The following is a 17,394-nucleotide window of genomic DNA, read 5'->3' on the forward strand; positions in this document are numbered from 1 at the left end:
GAAACTATTTGACATATGTATAAGAGCACTGGTCGCGGACTCCCGCAACCGGACTGAAGGATCTGGAGGGCCGTTCTGTGAGCGATCGAACCGATCCGCGCGTCACGAGGACCACCGGCGCTCTGCGGCAGGCCGTCGTTGAGCTCGCCTCGCAGCGGCCCGTCTCCCAGATCACCGTCGCCGAGTTGGCCGAGCGTGCGGGGGTCACCCGGGCGACCTTCTACAACCGCTACAGCACCCCGTTGGATCCGCTCATCGAGGCCCTCTACGCCGACCTGGAGACCGGGCACCGGCTGGAGGACCGGCGCCGAGCCGAGGGGTACCCGGGCCCGAAGCTGCTGCGGCTGGCCATCTCGGAGGTGGCGGACCACGTCGAGCGGTTCGGGCCCGTTTACCGGAACGCCCTCGGCGATCCTGCGGACCGCGGTGTCTACGACGCGATGGTGCGTCACTTCAACGACTACGCTCTCTCCTTCCTGGCACGCGTCGCCGGTCGTGGGCTTCCCGACGTCAGCCACCAGGTGATCGCCCAGTTCCTGGCACACGGTTTCGCCGGAGCCATCAAGGCGTGGCTCAGCGATCCGGACGTCACCAAGGAGGACCTTGTCGACGCGGCCGTGGCGTGCGCCCCCGCGTGGTGGGCGGCAGCCGCCGCCGCCCCGGACGTGATCACTCCACCCTCCTAGGAGCCGTCGTCGGCCCGGATCCGCCGGCGTGGGCCTGGATCCGGGCGAGTCGGCTGACCTGCCGGGTCAGGGGTGGACCTGGGAGCCGTAGCCGAGGTCGAGGCGGATGGATTCGAGGATGACGAAGGCGGTGCTGGTGGTGTAGACGTCGGCGGCGGCGAGGACGCCGGTGTACTTCCTGATGACCGGGGCGGCGGCGTAGTCGGCGATCGCGTCCTGGTAGGTCTTGACCGCCGCCCAGGTGTTGTCGCCGTACTTCGCGAAGAACGGGGTCGGGTCGACGGTGGCCATCGCGGTCTTGACGTTGTCGACGATGTCGTTGACATAGCTCTGGTAGGTGGCCATGTCGTCGCGGCTGCCGAGCCGGCCCATATGTCCGCCGACATGGTGCGTCCACGGGTAGGCCAGGGCCTTGGCCGGGACGGCGATGGATCCGGGGACGTCCTCGTTCAGGTTGAAGCTGTGGAACGGCACCCAGCCGGGCAGGTTGATGTCGACCAGCATCAGCGTGTCGTGGTCGGGGAAGTGGATGTAGATGTTGTCCGGGGTGTGGTTGGTGCCCTGGTAGGCCAGTTCGATGCGCTCCCCGCCGATGTGCAGCGTCTTGCGGTCCTCGAAGGTGACGTCCGGCGCCGGGCGGGCCGGGTCGTTGTCGCGCAGCAGCAGTCGGCGCGTCTCGGCGTGGCCGATCCGTTCGACGTCGCGGCCGAACAGGGACGAGCCCCCGAGGTGGTCGGCGTGGTGGTGCGAGTACACCAGATGGGTGACCTTGTTGGGCAGGCCGTTGGCGCTCGCGATCTCGTCGATGGCGCGCTGCAGGTTGTGCCCGATCGTCGGGGGCGCGTCGAACAGCACGACGCCTTCCTTTGTGGTCAGGAACGCCGCCTGGTAGGTGCCGTCGGTGACCCAGTACAGGTTCCGTTCTATTCGGCCGACATAGTAGCCCTGGGCGTTGACCGCGGGGCCGAGCGCCGAGGGCGGTATCGGGGCGTAGTCCGGCAGGTCGGTGGCGTCGGCGGAGGCCGGCGCGGCGAGGACGCCGCCTGCGAGCGCGGCTATCGCCGGAGCAGTCGCGACCTTCGCGGACCGCGCCAGGAAGGTACGCCGGTTCGTCGGGGAATCGAGCACGGACATGGTCTCAACTGCCTTTCGCAACAGGGTTGTTCGGGCTGGTCGTGCACGGTTCTGTTCAGGGCCCGGACGTGCTTCGCAGAGCGGCGTCGGGGTGCTCGTGGGCGAGGCGGGGTCAGTAGTTGCGGGTGTAGCCGCCGTCGGCGGCGATGAACTTCGCGGTGACGAACGCGGAGTCCTCGCCGGTGAGGAACAACACGGTGCCGACGATGTCCTCGGGCGTGGCCCGGCGTTTGATCGCCTGCTCGCCGGCGAGCAGGGCATCGATGTCGGCAGGCATGGCCCCGTCGGCGACGGTTTCGTCGATCAGTGGGGTGCGGGTGAACGCCGGTGAGGCGGCGTTGACCGTGATGCCGAAGGGGGCCAGGTCGTTGGCCAGGCCGCTGGTGAGTCCGAGGATGCCCGCCTTGCTGGCGAGGTACGGCGTCATGTCGGTGGTGTTGGTGTAGATCGCCGAGGAGCTCATGTTGACGATCCGTCCCCAGCCGCGCTGACGCATGTCCGCGGCGAAGGCCGTGGACATGAGGAACTGGGAGTCGAGGTTGGTGGACAGCACGCGGCGCCAGTGCGCGAAGTCGACGTCCGCGAGCGGCGCCATGCCGGCGATCCCGGCGTTGTTGACCAGGATGTCGGTCGGGCCGCAAGCGGCCTGCACCGCTTCGTGCAGAGCGCGGACCGCGGCCGGGTCGGAGACGTCGGCGATCAACGGGACGCACCTGCCGCCGGCTTCCTCGATCTCGCGCTGAGTCTGCTCGGGAGCCGACAGGTCGACCGCGGCGACGGTGGCGCCCCGGCGCGCCAGTCCGCGGGCGATGGCGGCGCCGAGGCCGCGCGCTGCGCCCGTGACGACGGCGACGCGGCCTTGGTGCGTGGCCCACGGCTCGAGCTGGGTGGAGCCGGCGTTCTCTGTCATGTGACTCCTCCTGGTCACACCGCGGCAGCGGCGACCCGATGCCAAGGCTTCAGCTGCGCAGGGTCTTCATGGCCGTCGACCAGGCCTCCAACTGGTCGAACAGGTTGGTCGCCGCGGCGTCGTGGCGCTCCCGGGGCTTGAAGAGGGAGAGATTCTCGAAGTCCGAGAACAGCGAGAAACACAGCTGCTGGTTGACGTGGGCGAGTTGGAGCGCGCTCGCGATGGTGCGCAGGTGCTCGACGGCGCGCACGCCGCCGACGGTGCCGTAGGAGACAAAGGCGGCGGCCTTGTTGTTCCACTCGGCGTAGGCGAAGTCGATCGCGTTCTTCAGTACCCCGGGGATGGAGTGGTTGTACTCGGGGGTGACGAAGACGTATCCGTCGAACTCGGCGACCTTCGCGGCCCATGTCTGGGTGTGCTCTCCCTGGTACTGGCCCATGGACGGCGGCAGGGGCTCGTCCATGTGGGGCAGGGGCCAGTCGGCGAGGTCGATCAGCTCGTACTCGGCGCCGGTGCGGGCGCCCGCGCGGTCGATCACCCAGTCTGCGACGGCCTTCCCGTTGCGGCCGGGGCGGGTGCTGCCGAGGATCACGGCGATCTTGAGGGTGTTCATGAGGTGAGCTCCTTGCGTGTCAGTCCTGCGAGGCAGGGCTGCCGGTGGCGCGGCGGGCTCGGATGGTCGCGGTCAGCTGCAGGTGCCGCGCCGCCATGCCCTTGAGCCTGGTGACGCCGTGGGCGTAGCGGTCCACGGTCGCGGTGGCCTCCACGGCGATCTCGTCCCCGTCGACCTGGGCCTGCGCCACGGTGAAGGTGGGGGGTGTGCGGACACCGTGGGCGGTCAGCAGGCCCTGGAGGGACCAGGCGCCGGCCTGGTTCAGCTCCGCGCCGGTCGATGTGAAGGCGATGTCCGGGTAGGTGGCGGTGTCCAGCAGGGTCGTGGAGTGGACCTGACGGTCCCGGTTCCGATTGCCGGTGTCGAAGCTGGTCGCGTCGGCGACGGCGTCCACCCGCGATCCCGTCAGCGGCTGGGCGAGGGAGACGGTGCCGCCGCGCAGTCTGAAGCTGCCGTGGACCGTGCCCAGCCCGAAGAGATGCCTGGTGGTGAAGGTGATCTGGGAGCGGGGGACGTCGATGGCGTACTGGCCCGGCTCTGGCGTTGCGGTGGTCATGACGACCTCCTTTAGGTTGAGCCTTCAAGTCAAAGCATAGACCTATTGACTTGAAGGCTCAAGTTGATGCTCGGGTTCAGGCCAGAGCGCTTGATCTTGCCGTCGACCAGCTCGAACACGTCGCAGCACGGGGCATCCATGCGCTTGCCGGTCGGCGGGACGGTGCCCGAGGGCAGCTCGAGCGGGCCGAGGTGGGTGCCCTGCAGGCGCAGCTGCACGATGACCATGTTGTCGGTCAGGTAGAACTGGCCGAGCTCACGGTGCATGTCGGGGAACGCCTTCGCGTAGACCTCGACCGTCTTGCCCAGCTCGTCCGCGCCGCGGTAGGTGAGCGTGATGGACTCGTCGGCGAAGGTCCCGTCGGCAGTCAGCGCGCGGGTGAGTCGATGCGCTGCAGGATGCGCTCGGCGTCCTGGCCGAGTCGGCGCAGGCGCTCGCCGGACAGGTTCTCCACGACGAGATGTCGGACGTGGGCCACGTGACCGGGCGCTGCCGATTCCAGCTTGCTCATGCCGGCGGGCAGGAGGGTGGCATTGGTGAAGCGCCCGTCACTGGGGTCCGGTTCGCGCCGGACGTAGCCACGACTCTCCAGGCGCTTCACCATGTGCGACAACCGGGACAGCGATGTGCTGGTGTGCTCGGCCAGCGCACTCATGCGCAAGGTCCACTCGGGAGCCTCGGACAGCATCGCCAGGGCCATGTACTCGACCATGCTCAGCTCGGCGTCGCGCTGCAGCTGCGCGTCGATGGCCCAGGGAAGCCGGGTGATCAGGCGGACCACCGATATCCAGGAGGCCAGCTCGGCCGACGTGAGCCACAGGTCGGCATGCTCGTCCGCCGGCGCCTTGTCATGGGTGGTCATTTTGAGAGGGTATCAGCCTCAAATGGCGAGTGACACGGGACTGCTCCGTGTCGTATTCTCCGTGTCAATCACTTGAATCATCATGTTCGTCTTCGCGGTCATCGAGCACGCAAGGCGTCGCATCCGGATCCTGGGTGACACCGCGCACCCCGCGGACCCCGCAGGACGCGGGCAGCCGGGCTCGGTTCCTGATCCGGGATCGAGGCTCGAAATTCACACGTCACGGTCTACATCGAACCCGGTGCGGTTCAGACGTTCGGACCGTTCATACCCAGAAGTTCGAAAGCGCGGGCTGCCCTCAGCACGGTGGCGTCCGCCAGACGTCGGCCCACGATCTGCAGGCCGACAGGCCGACCATCCGTAGTTGTCCCGATCGGCACGCTTGCCGCGGGCTGGCCGGTGAGGTTGAACAAGAATGCGAACGGTGACCAGTCATGCGCCACGGTCTGCTCTGGCTCGCGCAGACCGATCGGAAAGGCGGCCGTCGCGGTGGTAGGCGTGATGAGCAGGTCCCAGTCCGTCATGAAGCTCCTGATCACGTCATAGAGCAGTTGCCGGCGCATGGCCGCCCAGGCAAAGGCCTCAGCCGTCCAGTCCCTCCCTACCAGATCCTGTATGTCCTCTGACACTTTGTAACGCCCAGCTAGCTCGCGCAGTCCCGCCAGGTCCGAGTCGCGGGCGACGGTGGTTGCGAACACCTTGCGTAGTTCGTGGAGATCTCCGATCGGTGGATCAACGGTCGCAATTTCGCAGCCGAGGCCAGCCTGGTCGAGTGCGTTGACGGCGCGTGTCGTCAGCTCGAGCAACTCGGGGTCGACGTCTGCCTGCCCTAGGCGTGGGCTCCAGGCGATTCTCAGCCCACTCACGCCGTCGTCCAGACCTGCCCGCAGCCCGCGCAGATCGGTCGGCATCGAATGCCGGTCCCGCTGGTCGAATCCCGCGATCGTCTCCAACACCAGGGCAGCGTCCTCGACGGTGCGTGTGATCGGCCCGACGGACTCAAGTGTCTCCCAGCTGCCAAGTCCGGCTTTCGTGGGTAGTCGGCACGAGGGGTAGAGGGGAACGGCCCCGAAGGTGGGTTTCAGTGTGAAGACTCCGCAGAGGGCAGCGGGTACGCGGAGTGAACCGCCGCCGTCACTGCCAAGACTGATCGATCCCATGCCGCTGGCCACTGCCGCAGCTGAGCCGCCTGAGGATCCTCCTGCTGTGCACCCGAGCTTTCGGGGATTGCGGGTCGGCCCGAACAGTTCGTTGTCGGTGACAATGCCGTAGCCAAGCTCGCGGGTGTTCGTCTTTCCCACGAGGAGCGCGCCTGCTGTGCGCATCCGCTCCACTGACACATCGTCATGGTCCGGGATCCAGTTCGCGTAAGCGGTGCTTCCCAGCGTGGTTCGCAGTCCGGCGGTTGGTAGGAGGTCCTTGACGGAGAACGGCACGCCGTGCAGAAGCCCGGTCGCCGTGCCTTCCGCCAGCGCCTTGTCTGCCGCACGAGCCTCTGCGAGTGCATGCTCATTCAGGGTGCAGAAGGCATTGACCTGCGAGTTGGTTTGAGCAATGCGGTCCAGCACGGAACGCATCAGCTCTTCCGCGGAGAACGCGCCTTCCCGGACCCCGCGTGCCTGCGTGCTCAGGGTGAGTCCCCACAGTTCCGTCATCGTGTGGGCTCGCGCAGGCTTCGGTGCTGGTACTTCCCGAATCCAGGCTGCTGCTGCAGCGCGCCGTCCTCGAGCACAATCTCGCCGCGCACGGTGGAGAGGACAGGCCAGCCTGTCACCTCTCGGCCCTCATACAAGCTGTACGTGGCCGTGGAGTGCTGGGTTGCCGCGCTGATCACTTCTCTGCGGCCGGGATCCACCAGAACGAAATCCGCGTCGGAGCCCGGCGCGATCACGCCCTTCTTCGGGTAGAGGCCGTAGATGCGCGCCGGGTTGGTACTGAGAACCTCAGCCAGGACGGACACGCTCCCTCCGCGCCTCACCACCAGTTCGTCGAACATCACTGGCAGCATCGTCTCCGTACCGGGTGCGCCGTAGGGTTCGGAGAACACATCCGCCACCTGCCCCATCCGCTCCCGCGCACGGGGAGCGTGGTCGCTGGCCACCACGGACAGGATTCCTGTCTTCAAAGCGTCCCAGAGGTGCTCGCGGTCGCTGTCGCTGCGCAGGGGAGGCCCGACCTTGGCCTGCGCTCCGAGGCGCAGGAGGTCATCGTTGGTCAGGGTCAGGTACTTGGGGCAGGTCTCCCCGAACACGCGCTGGCCGGCCGCGGCCGCGTCGTGCAGGAGCTTGACACCACCCGCTGTTGTCATGTGCAGGATATAGAGAGCGCAGTCGGTCGCTTTCGCGTAGGCGAGTGCCTTGTGCACACCGAGGTCCTCGGCGGAGGCGGGATGCGTCCAAGCGAAGTCCTCGAGCCGAGTACGTCCAGTCGCCTGTGCGTGGCCGATCAGGTTTGCGAGGATCTCTCCGTCCTCCGCGTGCACCATGGCCAGGCCTCCGTTCTCTGCCACGGTGCGGAGATTGCGCAAGAGAGTGGCGTCGGGAGTCATGATCCCGTTGTCCTTGTAGGACATGAAAAACTTGACGGACGGGCTACCGAGCGCGATCACCCTGGGCACCTCTGTGACCGCGTTGTGCTCGGGGCGGAGAATGGTGTGCAAGCCGAAGTCGATCGGTGAGGTCCGCTCGCCCTCCGTGATGAAGTATTCGATCGCGGCGGAGGGAGCCATGTCTGCAGGGGCCCTGATTTGGGTGATCGCCGTGGTGACGCCGCCGAATGCCGCGGAGCGGTGCGAGTCGCCGATGGCGTCGGCGTGATCGGTCCAGGTCCGGCAGTGGACATGGGCATCAATGACTCCGGGCAGGACCAGCTTCCCCGTGGCATCGACGACGCGCCCCGTGACCTGCGAAAGTGCGACGGGAGTACCGACGGACACGATGACGCCGTCTCTCACCGCGATGTCCGCCTGCATGACGCCGTCGGGTGTGACGACGGATCCGCCGGTGACAGCCATGTCGTACATGCGTTTACCCTGCCTTTCGCCGAGGGGGGAGTACCGGGTGTCGGGTGTGCCAGGTTGTGGTGGCTTCGTAGGCGCCTGCCGCGTAGAAGAGCAGAGCTTCAGCATGCGGCGGACCGGCCAGCTGCATTCCGATCGGAAGGCCGCCCGTAGTGGCGCCGCACGGGACGGACAGGCTGGGAAGGCCGAGTGAGCTGAAGGGGGCAAGGTAGCGGGTGTAAACGGTGTGAGTGGGCTCCGGACCTCGTGAGCTCGTCGTCACCGACTCGGTCCCGATCGGTGCCGCAGGGACCGGGACCGTCGGCGTGAGGATGAGGTCGACATCGCGCCACACTTCGGAGAAGTCTCGGCACAGCACGGCACGTATGCGGGATGCCTTGAGGTAGTCACCGGCGAGCATCGCTCGCCCGGCCTCCTCCCGGTCGCGGATATTGGCTCCGTATTCGTCTGCCTGATGCAGGAGGAACGGTTCATGGGACGCCGATGCCTCCGAGAAGGCGATGGCCCGGTGCATACGCAGGATGTCCCCCGCGTACGGTACGTCCACCTCGCGCACTTTTCCGCCGAGGTCCATGAGGTGCTTCAGTGCCTTCTCGAAGGCGTCGCGGACCTCTGGATCGAGCCCCATGTCCAGCCATGAGGTGGGGATTCCGAACGTCAGATCAAGTCCTGCCGCCAGCTCTCCGGCCAGCGCAGCGCTTTCGCAGCTGCCATGCCTGCCACGCCTGCCGCGCGGTGTGTGCGGGACCAGCAGTTGATCGGCGATGCCGGCGACTCCGCGCACACGCTGCGCCATCACACCGAGAGCGTCAAGCGTCCAGGTCAACGGGAGGACGCCGCGCCTGCTGATGGCGCCGTAGGTGGGTTTGAGGGCGACGACCCCGCAGTGGGCTGCCGGTACCCTGATCGACCCGCCGGGGTCCGGGCCGAGCGCCGCCGACACCATACCGGCGGCCACCGCGGCCCCCGCTCCGCCGCATGCTCCGCCGGTCATCCTGGTCGTGTCCCACGGGTTCCGGGTCCAGCCGAACCGGGCGTTCTCTCCCGTCGTGCCGGCTGCGAACTCCTGCACGTTCAACTTGCCTGCCAGCACGGCACCGGAGTTGGACAGGGCACTCCAGCAGTCCGCGTCCGCTCCGGCGATCCGGCCGCGCATCATCGCGGATCCGGCGGTCGTCGGCAGCCCTGCGACATCGATCAGGTCGGTCAGGCCGACAGGGACGCCGACAAGAGGTCCGCTCAGGGGAGCGGCAGCCTCGTTGAGCGTCACCTCGATGAAGGCGTTGACCTCCGGCTGCCAGTCATCGATCCGCCGTGCATACAGCCCGGCCACCTCTGCGGCTGTGAGCTCTCCGGCACGCACCAGGCGTGCGATATCGGTGGGCGGCGTCCAGGGCAAGTCCTGAACGTCCACTGCGGGAGCCGTACCACTCTCCGGTTCAAGAGCCGGGTGATCCACCGGCGGGGGCAGGTAGGAGGATGCGGCCGCGGGGTCGAACGTGAAGGCCGGGAAGGCGCCGTCAAGGTTTCGTACGTCCACCGAGTCGAGATAGGCGGCTACGTCATCGAGCATGTTTCCGGCACGCCCGAGGACGCCTTCCTGTAGGTCAGGCTGAATCAGCCGGAGAATGGCGGATCGGGATTTCACTGGCATTGCACCTGCCTTCAGAGTGAGTGAGTGGATGTCGTAACCGCGGGCGCTGCTGCCCGTGCGGGAGGACCGAAGACAGACTCGGGCTCGTCCTCGGAAACGTTGCCCACCGGCTCCCACTTGATCACCGCGAGTGCGACCAATCCGATCACCGGGGCGATCAGCAGGACGAGCAGGGCGTGATAGAGCCCGAACGCGGACAGCAGGACCGGGACACCGTAAAGCGCTATCAGGCTGCCCGTTCGGTTACTGGCCTGGGAGAGCCCGGCCCCAACGCCGCGGACCCGGGTTGGGTAGGACATGGCTGACATCGCCTGCGCGGTGGAGCCGGGACCGAAGGTGTGCGCCCCGATGAAGAACGCCAGGAGCACAACTCCGAGCACCGGCGGTATCAGGTGGCCCACGAGGCCGAGTACCACGAGTACGGATGCGACACCGGTGAACCCGATGATGGTCAGCCTGCGCAGCCCCAGCTTGTTCGCGACGTTCGCTGCAAGAAGCGCGGCGCACAAGCCGCAGGTGTTGGCAAACACGGAGGCCAGCAAAGAGACGGTGAAGCTGCTGTGGAAGAACGAGAAGACGATAAGGGGCAGGTAGAAACCGACCGAAGAGAACTGGATGCTCTGCGCCGCACTGATGAGGCAGATCAAGATGGTGCGCTTGCGGAACTCCCCGGTGAAGAGCCGGCCGAAGGGGCGGAACGGGTCGCCGTCCTGCTCCTTGTGTGACGCGACCACCGCGTCCGGCGCGAGCTCGAACGGCCTGGCGTAGGTTGCACTGAGAATCTGTACTGCTTCCGCCAGGTTCCCCTTGGTCGCCGCCCACATGGGACTTTCAGCCATGTATCTGAAGCGCAGAAGGAGAATCACCAAAGCCGGCACAGCACCGAGACCGACCTCCCAGCGCCAGAGGCTGTGACCTGCTCCGAGGGCGTTGAGGGCGAGAGCCACGAGGAGCCCGCAGACGGTCGCCGCCGACCACAAGGCCGCTGCGGACTCCGCCCACTTCGCCTTCTTCTTCATTGCCATGAACTCGACCAGGAACGCCATGGCCACCGGCACATCGAGCCCGACACCGATACCGATCAACAGGCGGAGAACAATGAGGGTTTGGTAGTTCGGAGCGAACGCCGCGCCGAGCGTTGCGAAGACGAACAGCAACAGGTTCACGATGAACATTCGCAGCCGGCCGAACCGGTCCACGAAGTAGCCACCGCTGAGCGCGCCGACGATGGCTCCGAACGCCATGACGGCGGTCACGAGACCGAGCTGGCTCGCGCTGAGTCCGAACTCCGCTTTCATCTGTACCGAGCCTGCGCTCAGGCTGGTGAAGTCATACGCATCGAGGAAGAAGCCGCCGAGCGCGATGAAGCCGATCATGCGGCTGTGCGGCGCGTCCGCACTCTCGTTGATCACCCGGACGACATCGTCCTTGGTTCTGATCAGGACCGGGGTGGAATCCACAAGCCTCTCCTGTGTCTTGGAGTTTATGTCGACCGTTCGGCATCTTCGAAATGAACTGAAGCCTTTGGGACATAGAACACCGCCACGACAGATCATTCCAATCTATTTTTTTGATGAAACTGATAGGGTCACCCTATGGATGTCCGCACTCTGGAATACTTCGTCGCCGCCGTCGAATGCGGTGGATTCACCAAGGCCGCCGCTCGACTGCACGTGACCCAGCCGACACTGTCCGAAGCCATCCGCAGGCTGGAGCGGGAATGCGATGCGCCTTTGTTCCACCGGGTCGGCCGAGGGGTAGTGCTCTCCGAGGCGGGAGCAGTCCTGCTCACCTACGCGCGGCGCGTCCTCAAAGACATGGAAGACGCACGACAGTCCATGATCGCCCTGAGAGGATTCCAGGGCGGCCGCGTCACCGTCAGCGCGCCACCAGCTCTGAGCATCGAGCCCCTGGCCAGGATCGTTGGGAACTTCCGTCGCGCGTACCCTGACGTTACGGTCGTCATGCTTCCCACCGAAGATGGCGCTCTCGCGGCGGCAGCGGTCGCGAATGCCGCGAGCGAGGTAGGGCTGACGGACCGCCCCGTGTCCGCAGACTTGCGAGCACATCCCATCGGCAGCAACGAAATCGTCGTTGTACTCCCACCAGGAAACGCGCTGAGCGGCAAAGGCCCGGTCAGCCTGGAGCAGCTCGCAGGTGTTCCCTTCATCAGCAGCGCCGTCGGCACACGAGCCCGCAACCTGCTTGACGAATCCAAGGAACGCGGCATCGCGTTGCAGACGGCGGTGGAGACACCCCACCGAGAAGCGGTCATTCCGCTGATTCTGGAAGGCGTCGGCGCGGCCTTCCTGCCCTGGACAGTGTCACGGGAAGCTGAGAGCAGAGGCGCCGTGGTCCTGCCTCTGCTCCCTCGAGTGGCCTACGACCTGCTTATCGTCCACAGGGACCAGCCCCTGACCGCCGCTGCCGAGGCCTTCGTGGCCACAGCACTCGGATCCTCGCCCGTCGGCGGTGACTGAACTGCTTGTCCGTCAGGTCCTCACGGTTGCGCAGGAGCCGGCGCCGGGCACGACACTCCGGGGCGACCGTCCGGCCCCCGGCGGCCGAGCACCATCTTGTTCGCGAGCCGCACCACGTGCAGCTGGACAACGACCACGGTCGCGTGCGGCAATCCAGTGCGGTCCGCGGCGTGGTAGGAGGCGGCGGACGCGGATCAAGCGCAGTCGAGGCCGCCCCCAGGCTCTGCCAGCGGTTCGGGCCACACACCCGCCCCCCGGCGTCCGCCGCCTCGCCGCGGTGCGATGGGCAGCCCAGACACCGCCCGCACAGCACTGGGCATCCCGATGCCGATGGCTTCCCGGTCCACCGGCAGCTCTCGCTCCCTGCTGCAGCAGAGATTCGGTTCAGCTCTAAGGGCAGAGGGTTCGCCGCAGCGCGTAGTTGAGGTGAGTCCCGTCGGTGGGCGCCAGCGTGATGCCGTCGTAGGAGAAGTTCCTCGCGGCGGCGGCGTCGGGGTTCGCGACTCCGCCGGCGAGCACCGCGCACTGCCGGCGCGCGGCGGAGATCGCCTTGGTCTCGTTATGGGTGAGCAGGGCGTCGACGTCCCTGATCGCGGCGAGGACGGCTGCGCGGGCAGCACCGGTGGGCATCGGGGGAAGGGTGGCACTCGGCGTCGCGATGGACGGCGTGGGCGCCGCGCTGCCGGGAGCCGCCGAGTTCATGGCGGCGGACGACGGGACGCCTGGCCCGCGGGGAGGCAGGGGCTTGGCAGCCGTACTGATCACGTCGGGGTCAAGACCGATCTGCCGCAGCAGCGCCATGCCCAGTGGCGGCTTGGCTGTGGTCGGGGCCATCGCCGGGCCGCCGTCACCGCTCCCGGTGTCGCACGAGCGGAGTGCGTTGCAGTTCTCAACGACGACCGACACCCACCCGTTTTTGTAAGGGGCGGCATACTCAACGAAGTTGGCCTGCAGCCCGGGGGAAGGAACCCAGGAGATCTCCCATCCGCTGCCGCCGTCGACGGCCAGCTGGGTGCAACCCAGTGTCTTCGCGCCGCCGCCGTCCTTGGCATGGGCGTGCGAGCAGGACCAGTCGAACTTCAGCATCGCGTCGTTGTACGTGCGCACCGCGATGCCGAGGTAGGTCTTGACCCCCTGAGGAGAGGTCACGATGAACGAATCCGCCGTGGTGCCGGCGTCCACACGCCCGGATGAGGACGGGATGTCGTGGCGCAGCACGCTTATGAGACTGGGCGCAGTCGAGGGCGTTGTGCTGGGTGCGCTGGGAGCAGTCGCGGGTGAGGAGTGCCCAACCGTCGCGAACGCGTCGGACAGCACCAGAGTGCTCGCCCCGATCACCGCCACGGCCAGCGCGGAGCCGGCGGCCATCCACGCGGCCCGGGCGCGCCGACGCCTGCGTACTCCAGAGCGGAGGCGCGCCCGGTCGTCCTGTCCGAACGGGGTGTCCTGCTGGGTGTCTCGCATCATGCGTGTCAATTCCCTTTCGAAGTCGTTCATCTCGTCTCCTCCAGTTCCACGGTCCCGACGGTGTCGGCCAGTGCGATCCGCAACTGGGCGACACCGCGTGACACCAGGGAACGGGCGGTGCCCACCGGGCACCCCAATGCCTCGGCCACCTGCCGTTCCGGCAGGTCCTGGAAGTAGCGCAGGACCACTGCCGCCCGTTGTCTCGGCGGCAGCAGGGCCAACGCCGATTCCAGGCGGGTGCGTTCGTCGACCGCGGCGGTGTCGTCGGCGCCCGATGCGATGTCCGGCAGTCGCTCCGTGGGGCGTTCCCCCCACCAGCGTCGCCGGGCTGAACGGGCCGCCGCACGCGACATCACGCGCCGTACGTACGGTTCCGGGGCCTGCTCCGCGACCTTGTGCCACACCGACCACAGCTTTAACAGGGCCTCCTGCAGCAGTTCCTCGGCCCGATGCTGGTTCCCGCCGGTGAGAAGCCGGGAGAAGTGGAGCAGGACGGACCAGCGCGCAGCCACGAATTCCTCGAAGCCCAAGTCCTGACCCCGATTCATCGGCATCCCTTCGTTCGTGGCGTTCCCGTACAACTGGAAAGGCCCTGGACGTGCGGCTGCTATGCATCAGGGAGCTGTGATGCACGTCATAGGACGGGTTGAATTGATCTCGACCTCCGCCCGAACAGCAACTGGCCGCCTGCGTGCAGGAGGTGCGAGTCACGATCGATGCGCTCGTCGCTCCCCGACATCGGTTTCCGCATCCAGGCAGGCCCAGTGCGTAGCGCCGCCCGCGTGGGGTTGTGTGCCATGTGCGACAGCCAGGGCGTCGACGATGATCAGTCCGCGTCCATGCTCGTCGTCCGGGCAGCGGCCCTTGTGCCCCTGGACGGGTGGGACAGGGCCGCCGTCGGTGATCCCGATCCACACGTACCGGTCCGCCTGGTCCTCATGCAGGTGCAGCTGCACGGAGAGCGGCGGCCGCGCATGCTGGACCGCGTTGGTCACCAGCTCGGAGAGCACCAGCAGTACTGATTCGGCCGACTCCCCGTCCACCTGCCAGCTGTCCAGCGCGAGTCGGCACACCTGACGCGCCATGCCGGCCACCCCCGAGAAACACCGCCCGTCCAGGGCCGGGCGGGGAGGGCGGCGGGGGCGGAGGAGAGTTGGGCGCCATACTCCTCGGCCTCGATCTGTTGCTGTCGGGAGACTCTGCGCAGCCGCAGGTCCAGATGCGCAAAATCGATCTGAACAAGGAGATGCAGAACTGCCTCAACCAGCCGATTAGCGCAGGCACGCAAATCCTCTACTTCAATCCTGACAGCATGGGAAGGGCGACCGGGGCAACCGCCTGCATCAGCCCGCTGACCGGACGAACGGACACCAACTCGCCGCAGGACCCCGTGGGATGGCAGAGCAACATCGGGATGGACCGCTCCCACGTAGTCGGCCGCCAGTTCGGCGGAAAATGGGAACGGGATAATATTATTCCGATGGGTGCCGATGACAATCAGATCGGCATGCGCAATGTAGAGAGAACGATCGAAGGATATCTGGCGCAGGGTGACCGCGTTTTCTATGCGGGAGTACCAACGTATGACATCGGCAACGGTATACGCCCGAGAGGGATCTTCATGTCCGTCGGATCCAGCGATGGCCTGACCACCACGTTTGTACAGAATACAAAATGGGACGGCGTGAGCCCGTGACAGCGCCCGCCTACCACGGTCTAGGGCGGTGGGGTAACATCCGTTGACGGCCGACTGGCTCACCTTGTGATTGGACAGAGATGCGTTCATCTTCCGCCGCCGGAGAACTCGCCGACCTGCTGGGTTATCCGGTTGGAGAGGGAGACCGTACGTTCGAGTGGCCCGCCGTGGAGGCATCCCTCGGTGGCGTTGCACTGCCGTCGGACTACAAGACGCTTGTGGAGACATTTCCACGGGGGAGATTCCAGGGAGCCATCCGCCTGATTCGTCCGGGAGATCACGGATATCCGAGGACCGAATACCTTGGCTATTTTCGGAGCCTACTGGATCACTTGTCTGAGATGAAGCTTGCAGATCAGACCGCCTGCCCCTATCCGATCTTCCCGCAACCAGGGGGAATCATTCCCTGGGGGGAACGGCAGCAGGGCGACCTTGTCTTCTGGCTACCGAATGGCCCAGATTCGGATGCCTGGCCAACCCTGGTGCACGACTCCGAGAGGCGCATTTGGCAGGAGGTGCCGCTGGGGGTTGCTGATCTATTGCTCCAGGCAGTGAAGGGGAAGCAGCCTTTCTACGAGTTGGATGAGGAAATCCCCGTCAAGGAAGCCCCCTTGCGTGAGAAATTCTGGGATGAGTTGGGTGTCCCCAATGGGGTGCCGTCCCAGTCGTTCGACCTTCTGGTCAACCTCTTGGGAGCTCGGCGAGCAGAGCGAAGCTTTGACTGGGCGGATATTTCCGAAAAGACCGATGTGAAATTTCCGGCCGACTACATTAATTTCATGGACCAGTACGGTCCAGGCGTCTTCTGCGACGTTCGTTTGTGCGACCCGAGCTCTGCTGGCGAGCATGGCTTCACCGATCTCGTCTCCAGGGTGCGCCGAGCCGCTCAGGACGGGCGTGGGGATAGATGGAGTCCTCCCATCTATCCTGACGCCGGTGGACTGATCCCATGGGGAGAGACGGAGGACGGCTGGATCTGCGGCTGGGCTCCCGCTTCATCCCGTCCCGACGAGTGGGGCGTGGTCGTATCGCGAGGCAACATGGACTCCTACTCGTACCGGCCGGACGATTCATTCAGCTCGTTTCTGGTGAAGCATGCAAATCCAGCTCGCATTGCCAGTGTTTTCACCGGCCGGGATCCATGGTCGAAGCCCGTCGTTTTTTCCTCTTTCTCCGACGATGCGTGATGACTGTCTCTTGTTGCATGGCGCTAGCGGTGGTTCGTTGACGGCGGGTCAGGTCTGCAGTAGGCCGGTAGCAGAGGAGCGCCGCCTCGCTGCCTGGGGGGCTTGTGATGAGCCGTCGTCTGGTCGACTTCGCGGCCGTCAGCGCGTCGGACCTGAACTGGCTGGATGAGGATCCCGAGGCGGAGGCCACGTGGAGCTGGCACAGCCACGGCTACCTCTATACCAGCTACCTGCGGATCGCCCCAAGCATGCGCTGCTGGCGCACCGTCGTTGGCGGCGACGACCGCATCACCTTCGAATGGGAGCACCAGCCGGACCCCGAGGGCGTCATCGAGTTCGCCAGCTCCAGGCGCGGGCAGGTGAGCGTGCCAACCGCCGAGTTCCTGGCGGCACTCGCCGAGTTCGACCGTGCCCTGCTCACTGCCATGACGCAGAGAATCCGCGAACTGGAGGGTGCAGGACCGCTGGTCGGCATTGCCCTGGACCTGGACCAGGTGCGCCACGAACACCAAGACCGGGAGGAATGGCTGCGCCGGGCCCTGGACCACGATCCCGCGAAGGACTGGAACGCCGTACGCGCGGGCGCATCCCGGATCCGCTGACACTGCCACCGGCTGGAGCTGGCCGGGGAGAGCGTCCGCGCCGCCTTGGAGGCCCTCGCGGTGGCCGCGCCCGCCTGGCTGGCCGAGCACGTGGACGTCGCGGAGTTCGCGCACCGCCACGGGCCGCGGGTCAACAGCTGGACGATACCGTCCAGGCAGGTCAAAAGGCGAAAGGCGACCGTGTAGGGCTCGTAAAGTCATCGCTGCACGTGGGAGCCCGCGTGCAAGGCCCTCGACGGTGGCTGGGATGCTGCCCGAGTGATCATCTCACTGCTGTACCGGGCCACCCGCGCACTGCTGTCCGTGCCTGCGGAGGAGTGACCGTGCTGCAGCTACTGCCGATCGGCGCGAAGGGCGACGCGCCGACGCGCACAGCCGGTGATCGGCTTGAGATTCTGACCGCATTGATGGCGGCACCGGCCTTCGGGACGTTGCTCCGCAAGGACGTCATCGTGGTGCCCGGCGACCATCGCACCTACGGGAGGGTATGCCGCCTGGACTCCTGCGAATGCGCATTGGAGCCCGGGC

At 66.4% G+C, this 17,394-nt stretch carries 18 protein-coding genes and 1 pseudogene; 6 read left to right on the forward strand and 13 right to left on the reverse strand.

Annotation, left to right across the window (positions count from 1 at the left end; all coding sequences use genetic code 11):
* The first annotated feature begins 77 nt into the window (after window positions 1-77).
* Window positions 78-686, forward strand: coding sequence for a TetR/AcrR family transcriptional regulator (locus tag ABIA33_RS20920; RefSeq protein ID WP_370083869.1), 609 nt, complete (start codon window positions 78-80; stop codon window positions 684-686).
* A gap of 66 nt (window positions 687-752) precedes the next feature.
* On the opposite strand, the gene ABIA33_RS20925 is transcribed toward ABIA33_RS20920, so the two are convergent.
* The 6 genes from ABIA33_RS20925 to ABIA33_RS20950 all read right to left on the reverse strand — a co-directional run bounded on the left by ABIA33_RS20925 (window position 753) and on the right by ABIA33_RS20950 (window position 4,761).
* Window positions 753-1,820: an MBL fold metallo-hydrolase gene (locus ABIA33_RS20925; protein WP_370083870.1), complete on the reverse strand. Its 1,068-nt coding sequence runs from the start codon at window positions 1,818-1,820 to the stop codon at window positions 753-755.
* Window positions 1,821-1,932: 112 nt separating this feature from the next.
* Window positions 1,933-2,730, reverse strand: a complete 798-nt coding sequence (locus ABIA33_RS20930) for an SDR family NAD(P)-dependent oxidoreductase (RefSeq protein WP_370083871.1) — start codon at window positions 2,728-2,730, stop codon at window positions 1,933-1,935.
* A gap of 49 nt (window positions 2,731-2,779) precedes the next feature.
* On the reverse strand, window positions 2,780-3,343 hold the full coding sequence (locus ABIA33_RS20935) for an NADPH-dependent FMN reductase (protein WP_370083872.1): 564 nt from the start codon (window positions 3,341-3,343) through the stop codon (window positions 2,780-2,782).
* Between the two features lie 19 nt (window positions 3,344-3,362).
* Window positions 3,363-3,899 (reverse strand): YceI family protein, encoded by a 537-nt coding sequence (locus ABIA33_RS20940; protein WP_370083873.1) that lies wholly within the window; start codon window positions 3,897-3,899, stop codon window positions 3,363-3,365.
* Window positions 3,900-3,928: 29 nt separating this feature from the next.
* Complete coding sequence (locus ABIA33_RS20945; RefSeq protein ID WP_370083966.1) at window positions 3,929-4,270, reverse strand: ester cyclase; 342 nt, start codon at window positions 4,268-4,270, stop codon at window positions 3,929-3,931.
* A complete protein-coding gene (locus tag ABIA33_RS20950) occupies window positions 4,267-4,761 on the reverse strand; it encodes a MarR family winged helix-turn-helix transcriptional regulator (protein ID WP_370083874.1) in 495 nt (164 codons plus the stop codon). Before ABIA33_RS20950 ends, ABIA33_RS20945 begins: the two co-directional genes overlap by 4 nt.
* An 82-nt stretch (window positions 4,762-4,843) precedes the next feature.
* On the opposite strand from ABIA33_RS20950, the pseudogene ABIA33_RS20955 reads away from it, so the two are divergent.
* Window positions 4,844-4,979 (forward strand): annotated as a pseudogene (locus ABIA33_RS20955) (integrase); the annotation flags it as partial.
* A gap of 30 nt (window positions 4,980-5,009) precedes the next feature.
* On the opposite strand, the gene ABIA33_RS20960 reads toward ABIA33_RS20955, so the two are convergent.
* From ABIA33_RS20960 to ABIA33_RS20975, 4 genes are all read right to left on the reverse strand, one after another.
* Entirely contained in the window at window positions 5,010-6,416 is a 1,407-nt protein-coding gene (locus ABIA33_RS20960) for an amidase (RefSeq protein WP_370083875.1), read from the reverse strand.
* Window positions 6,413-7,783 (reverse strand): dihydroorotase family protein, encoded by a 1,371-nt coding sequence (locus ABIA33_RS20965; RefSeq protein WP_370083876.1) that lies wholly within the window; start codon window positions 7,781-7,783, stop codon window positions 6,413-6,415. The genes ABIA33_RS20960 and ABIA33_RS20965 overlap by 4 nt, the downstream gene beginning before the upstream one ends.
* Window positions 7,784-7,787: 4 nt before the next feature.
* The gene (locus ABIA33_RS20970; RefSeq protein ID WP_370083877.1) at window positions 7,788-9,353 is read right to left on the reverse strand and encodes an amidase; all 1,566 of its coding nucleotides are present in this window, start codon (window positions 9,351-9,353) and stop codon (window positions 7,788-7,790) included.
* 92 nt (window positions 9,354-9,445) lie between these two features.
* The gene (locus ABIA33_RS20975) at window positions 9,446-10,894 is read right to left on the reverse strand and encodes an MFS transporter (protein ID WP_370083878.1); all 1,449 of its coding nucleotides are present in this window, start codon (window positions 10,892-10,894) and stop codon (window positions 9,446-9,448) included.
* A 135-nt stretch (window positions 10,895-11,029) separates the two neighbouring features.
* Between ABIA33_RS20975 and ABIA33_RS20980 the strand changes: the two genes are divergently transcribed.
* A complete protein-coding gene (locus ABIA33_RS20980) occupies window positions 11,030-11,914 on the forward strand; it encodes a LysR family transcriptional regulator (RefSeq protein ID WP_370083879.1) in 885 nt (294 codons plus the stop codon).
* Between the two features lie 390 nt (window positions 11,915-12,304).
* Here ABIA33_RS20980 and ABIA33_RS20985 read toward each other — a convergent pair whose 3' ends face one another.
* The 3 genes from ABIA33_RS20985 to ABIA33_RS20995 form a co-directional block, all read right to left on the reverse strand.
* Window positions 12,305-13,411 (reverse strand): hypothetical protein, encoded by a 1,107-nt coding sequence (locus tag ABIA33_RS20985; RefSeq protein WP_370083880.1) that lies wholly within the window; start codon window positions 13,409-13,411, stop codon window positions 12,305-12,307.
* Complete coding sequence (locus ABIA33_RS20990) at window positions 13,408-13,929, reverse strand: SigE family RNA polymerase sigma factor (protein ID WP_370083967.1); 522 nt, start codon at window positions 13,927-13,929, stop codon at window positions 13,408-13,410. The genes ABIA33_RS20985 and ABIA33_RS20990 overlap by 4 nt, the downstream gene beginning before the upstream one ends.
* A gap of 159 nt (window positions 13,930-14,088) precedes the next feature.
* Window positions 14,089-14,466, reverse strand: a complete 378-nt coding sequence (locus ABIA33_RS20995) for an ATP-binding protein (protein WP_370083881.1) — start codon at window positions 14,464-14,466, stop codon at window positions 14,089-14,091.
* A 68-nt stretch (window positions 14,467-14,534) separates the two neighbouring features.
* Between ABIA33_RS20995 and ABIA33_RS21000 the strand changes: the two genes are divergently transcribed.
* From ABIA33_RS21000 to ABIA33_RS21010, 3 genes are all read left to right on the forward strand, one after another.
* Complete coding sequence (locus ABIA33_RS21000; RefSeq protein WP_370083882.1) at window positions 14,535-15,077, forward strand: DNA/RNA non-specific endonuclease; 543 nt, start codon at window positions 14,535-14,537, stop codon at window positions 15,075-15,077.
* A gap of 80 nt (window positions 15,078-15,157) precedes the next feature.
* Window positions 15,158-16,264 carry an SMI1/KNR4 family protein gene (locus ABIA33_RS21005; RefSeq protein ID WP_370083883.1) on the forward strand — a complete coding sequence of 369 codons (1,107 nt, stop codon included), beginning with the start codon at window positions 15,158-15,160 and terminating at the stop codon, window positions 16,262-16,264.
* Between the two features lie 107 nt (window positions 16,265-16,371).
* Window positions 16,372-16,866 (forward strand): DUF5984 family protein, encoded by a 495-nt coding sequence (locus ABIA33_RS21010; protein ID WP_370083884.1) that lies wholly within the window; start codon window positions 16,372-16,374, stop codon window positions 16,864-16,866.
* The last annotated feature ends 528 nt before the right edge of the window (window positions 16,867-17,394 follow it).

Source organism: Streptacidiphilus sp. MAP12-16 (assembly GCF_041262165.1).
GTDB lineage: Bacteria > Actinomycetota > Actinomycetes > Streptomycetales > Streptomycetaceae > Streptacidiphilus.

Coding starts and splice junctions, on each gene's coding strand:
- ABIA33_RS20970 (WP_370083877.1), bottom strand. CDS start 9,353: ATGCTCGATGACGTAGCCGCCTATCTCGACTCGGTGGACGTACGAAAC.
- ABIA33_RS20995 (WP_370083881.1), bottom strand. CDS start 14,466: ATGGCGCGTCAGGTGTGCCGACTCGCGCTGGACAGCTGGCAGGTGGAC.
- ABIA33_RS20925 (WP_370083870.1), bottom strand. CDS start 1,820: ATGTCCGTGCTCGATTCCCCGACGAACCGGCGTACCTTCCTGGCGCGG.
- ABIA33_RS20985 (WP_370083880.1), bottom strand. CDS start 13,411: ATGAACGACTTCGAAAGGGAATTGACACGCATGATGCGAGACACCCAG.
- ABIA33_RS20965 (WP_370083876.1), bottom strand. CDS start 7,783: ATGTACGACATGGCTGTCACCGGCGGATCCGTCGTCACACCCGACGGC.
- ABIA33_RS20940 (WP_370083873.1), bottom strand. CDS start 3,899: ATGACCACCGCAACGCCAGAGCCGGGCCAGTACGCCATCGACGTCCCC.
- ABIA33_RS21005 (WP_370083883.1), top strand. CDS start 15,158: ATGCGTTCATCTTCCGCCGCCGGAGAACTCGCCGACCTGCTGGGTTAT.
- ABIA33_RS20935 (WP_370083872.1), bottom strand. CDS start 3,343: ATGAACACCCTCAAGATCGCCGTGATCCTCGGCAGCACCCGCCCCGGC.
- ABIA33_RS20960 (WP_370083875.1), bottom strand. CDS start 6,416: ATGACGGAACTGTGGGGACTCACCCTGAGCACGCAGGCACGCGGGGTC.
- ABIA33_RS20950 (WP_370083874.1), bottom strand. CDS start 4,761: ATGACCACCCATGACAAGGCGCCGGCGGACGAGCATGCCGACCTGTGG.
- ABIA33_RS20980 (WP_370083879.1), top strand. CDS start 11,030: ATGGATGTCCGCACTCTGGAATACTTCGTCGCCGCCGTCGAATGCGGT.
- ABIA33_RS21010 (WP_370083884.1), top strand. CDS start 16,372: ATGAGCCGTCGTCTGGTCGACTTCGCGGCCGTCAGCGCGTCGGACCTG.
- ABIA33_RS20990 (WP_370083967.1), bottom strand. CDS start 13,929: ATGAATCGGGGTCAGGACTTGGGCTTCGAGGAATTCGTGGCTGCGCGC.
- ABIA33_RS20930 (WP_370083871.1), bottom strand. CDS start 2,730: ATGACAGAGAACGCCGGCTCCACCCAGCTCGAGCCGTGGGCCACGCAC.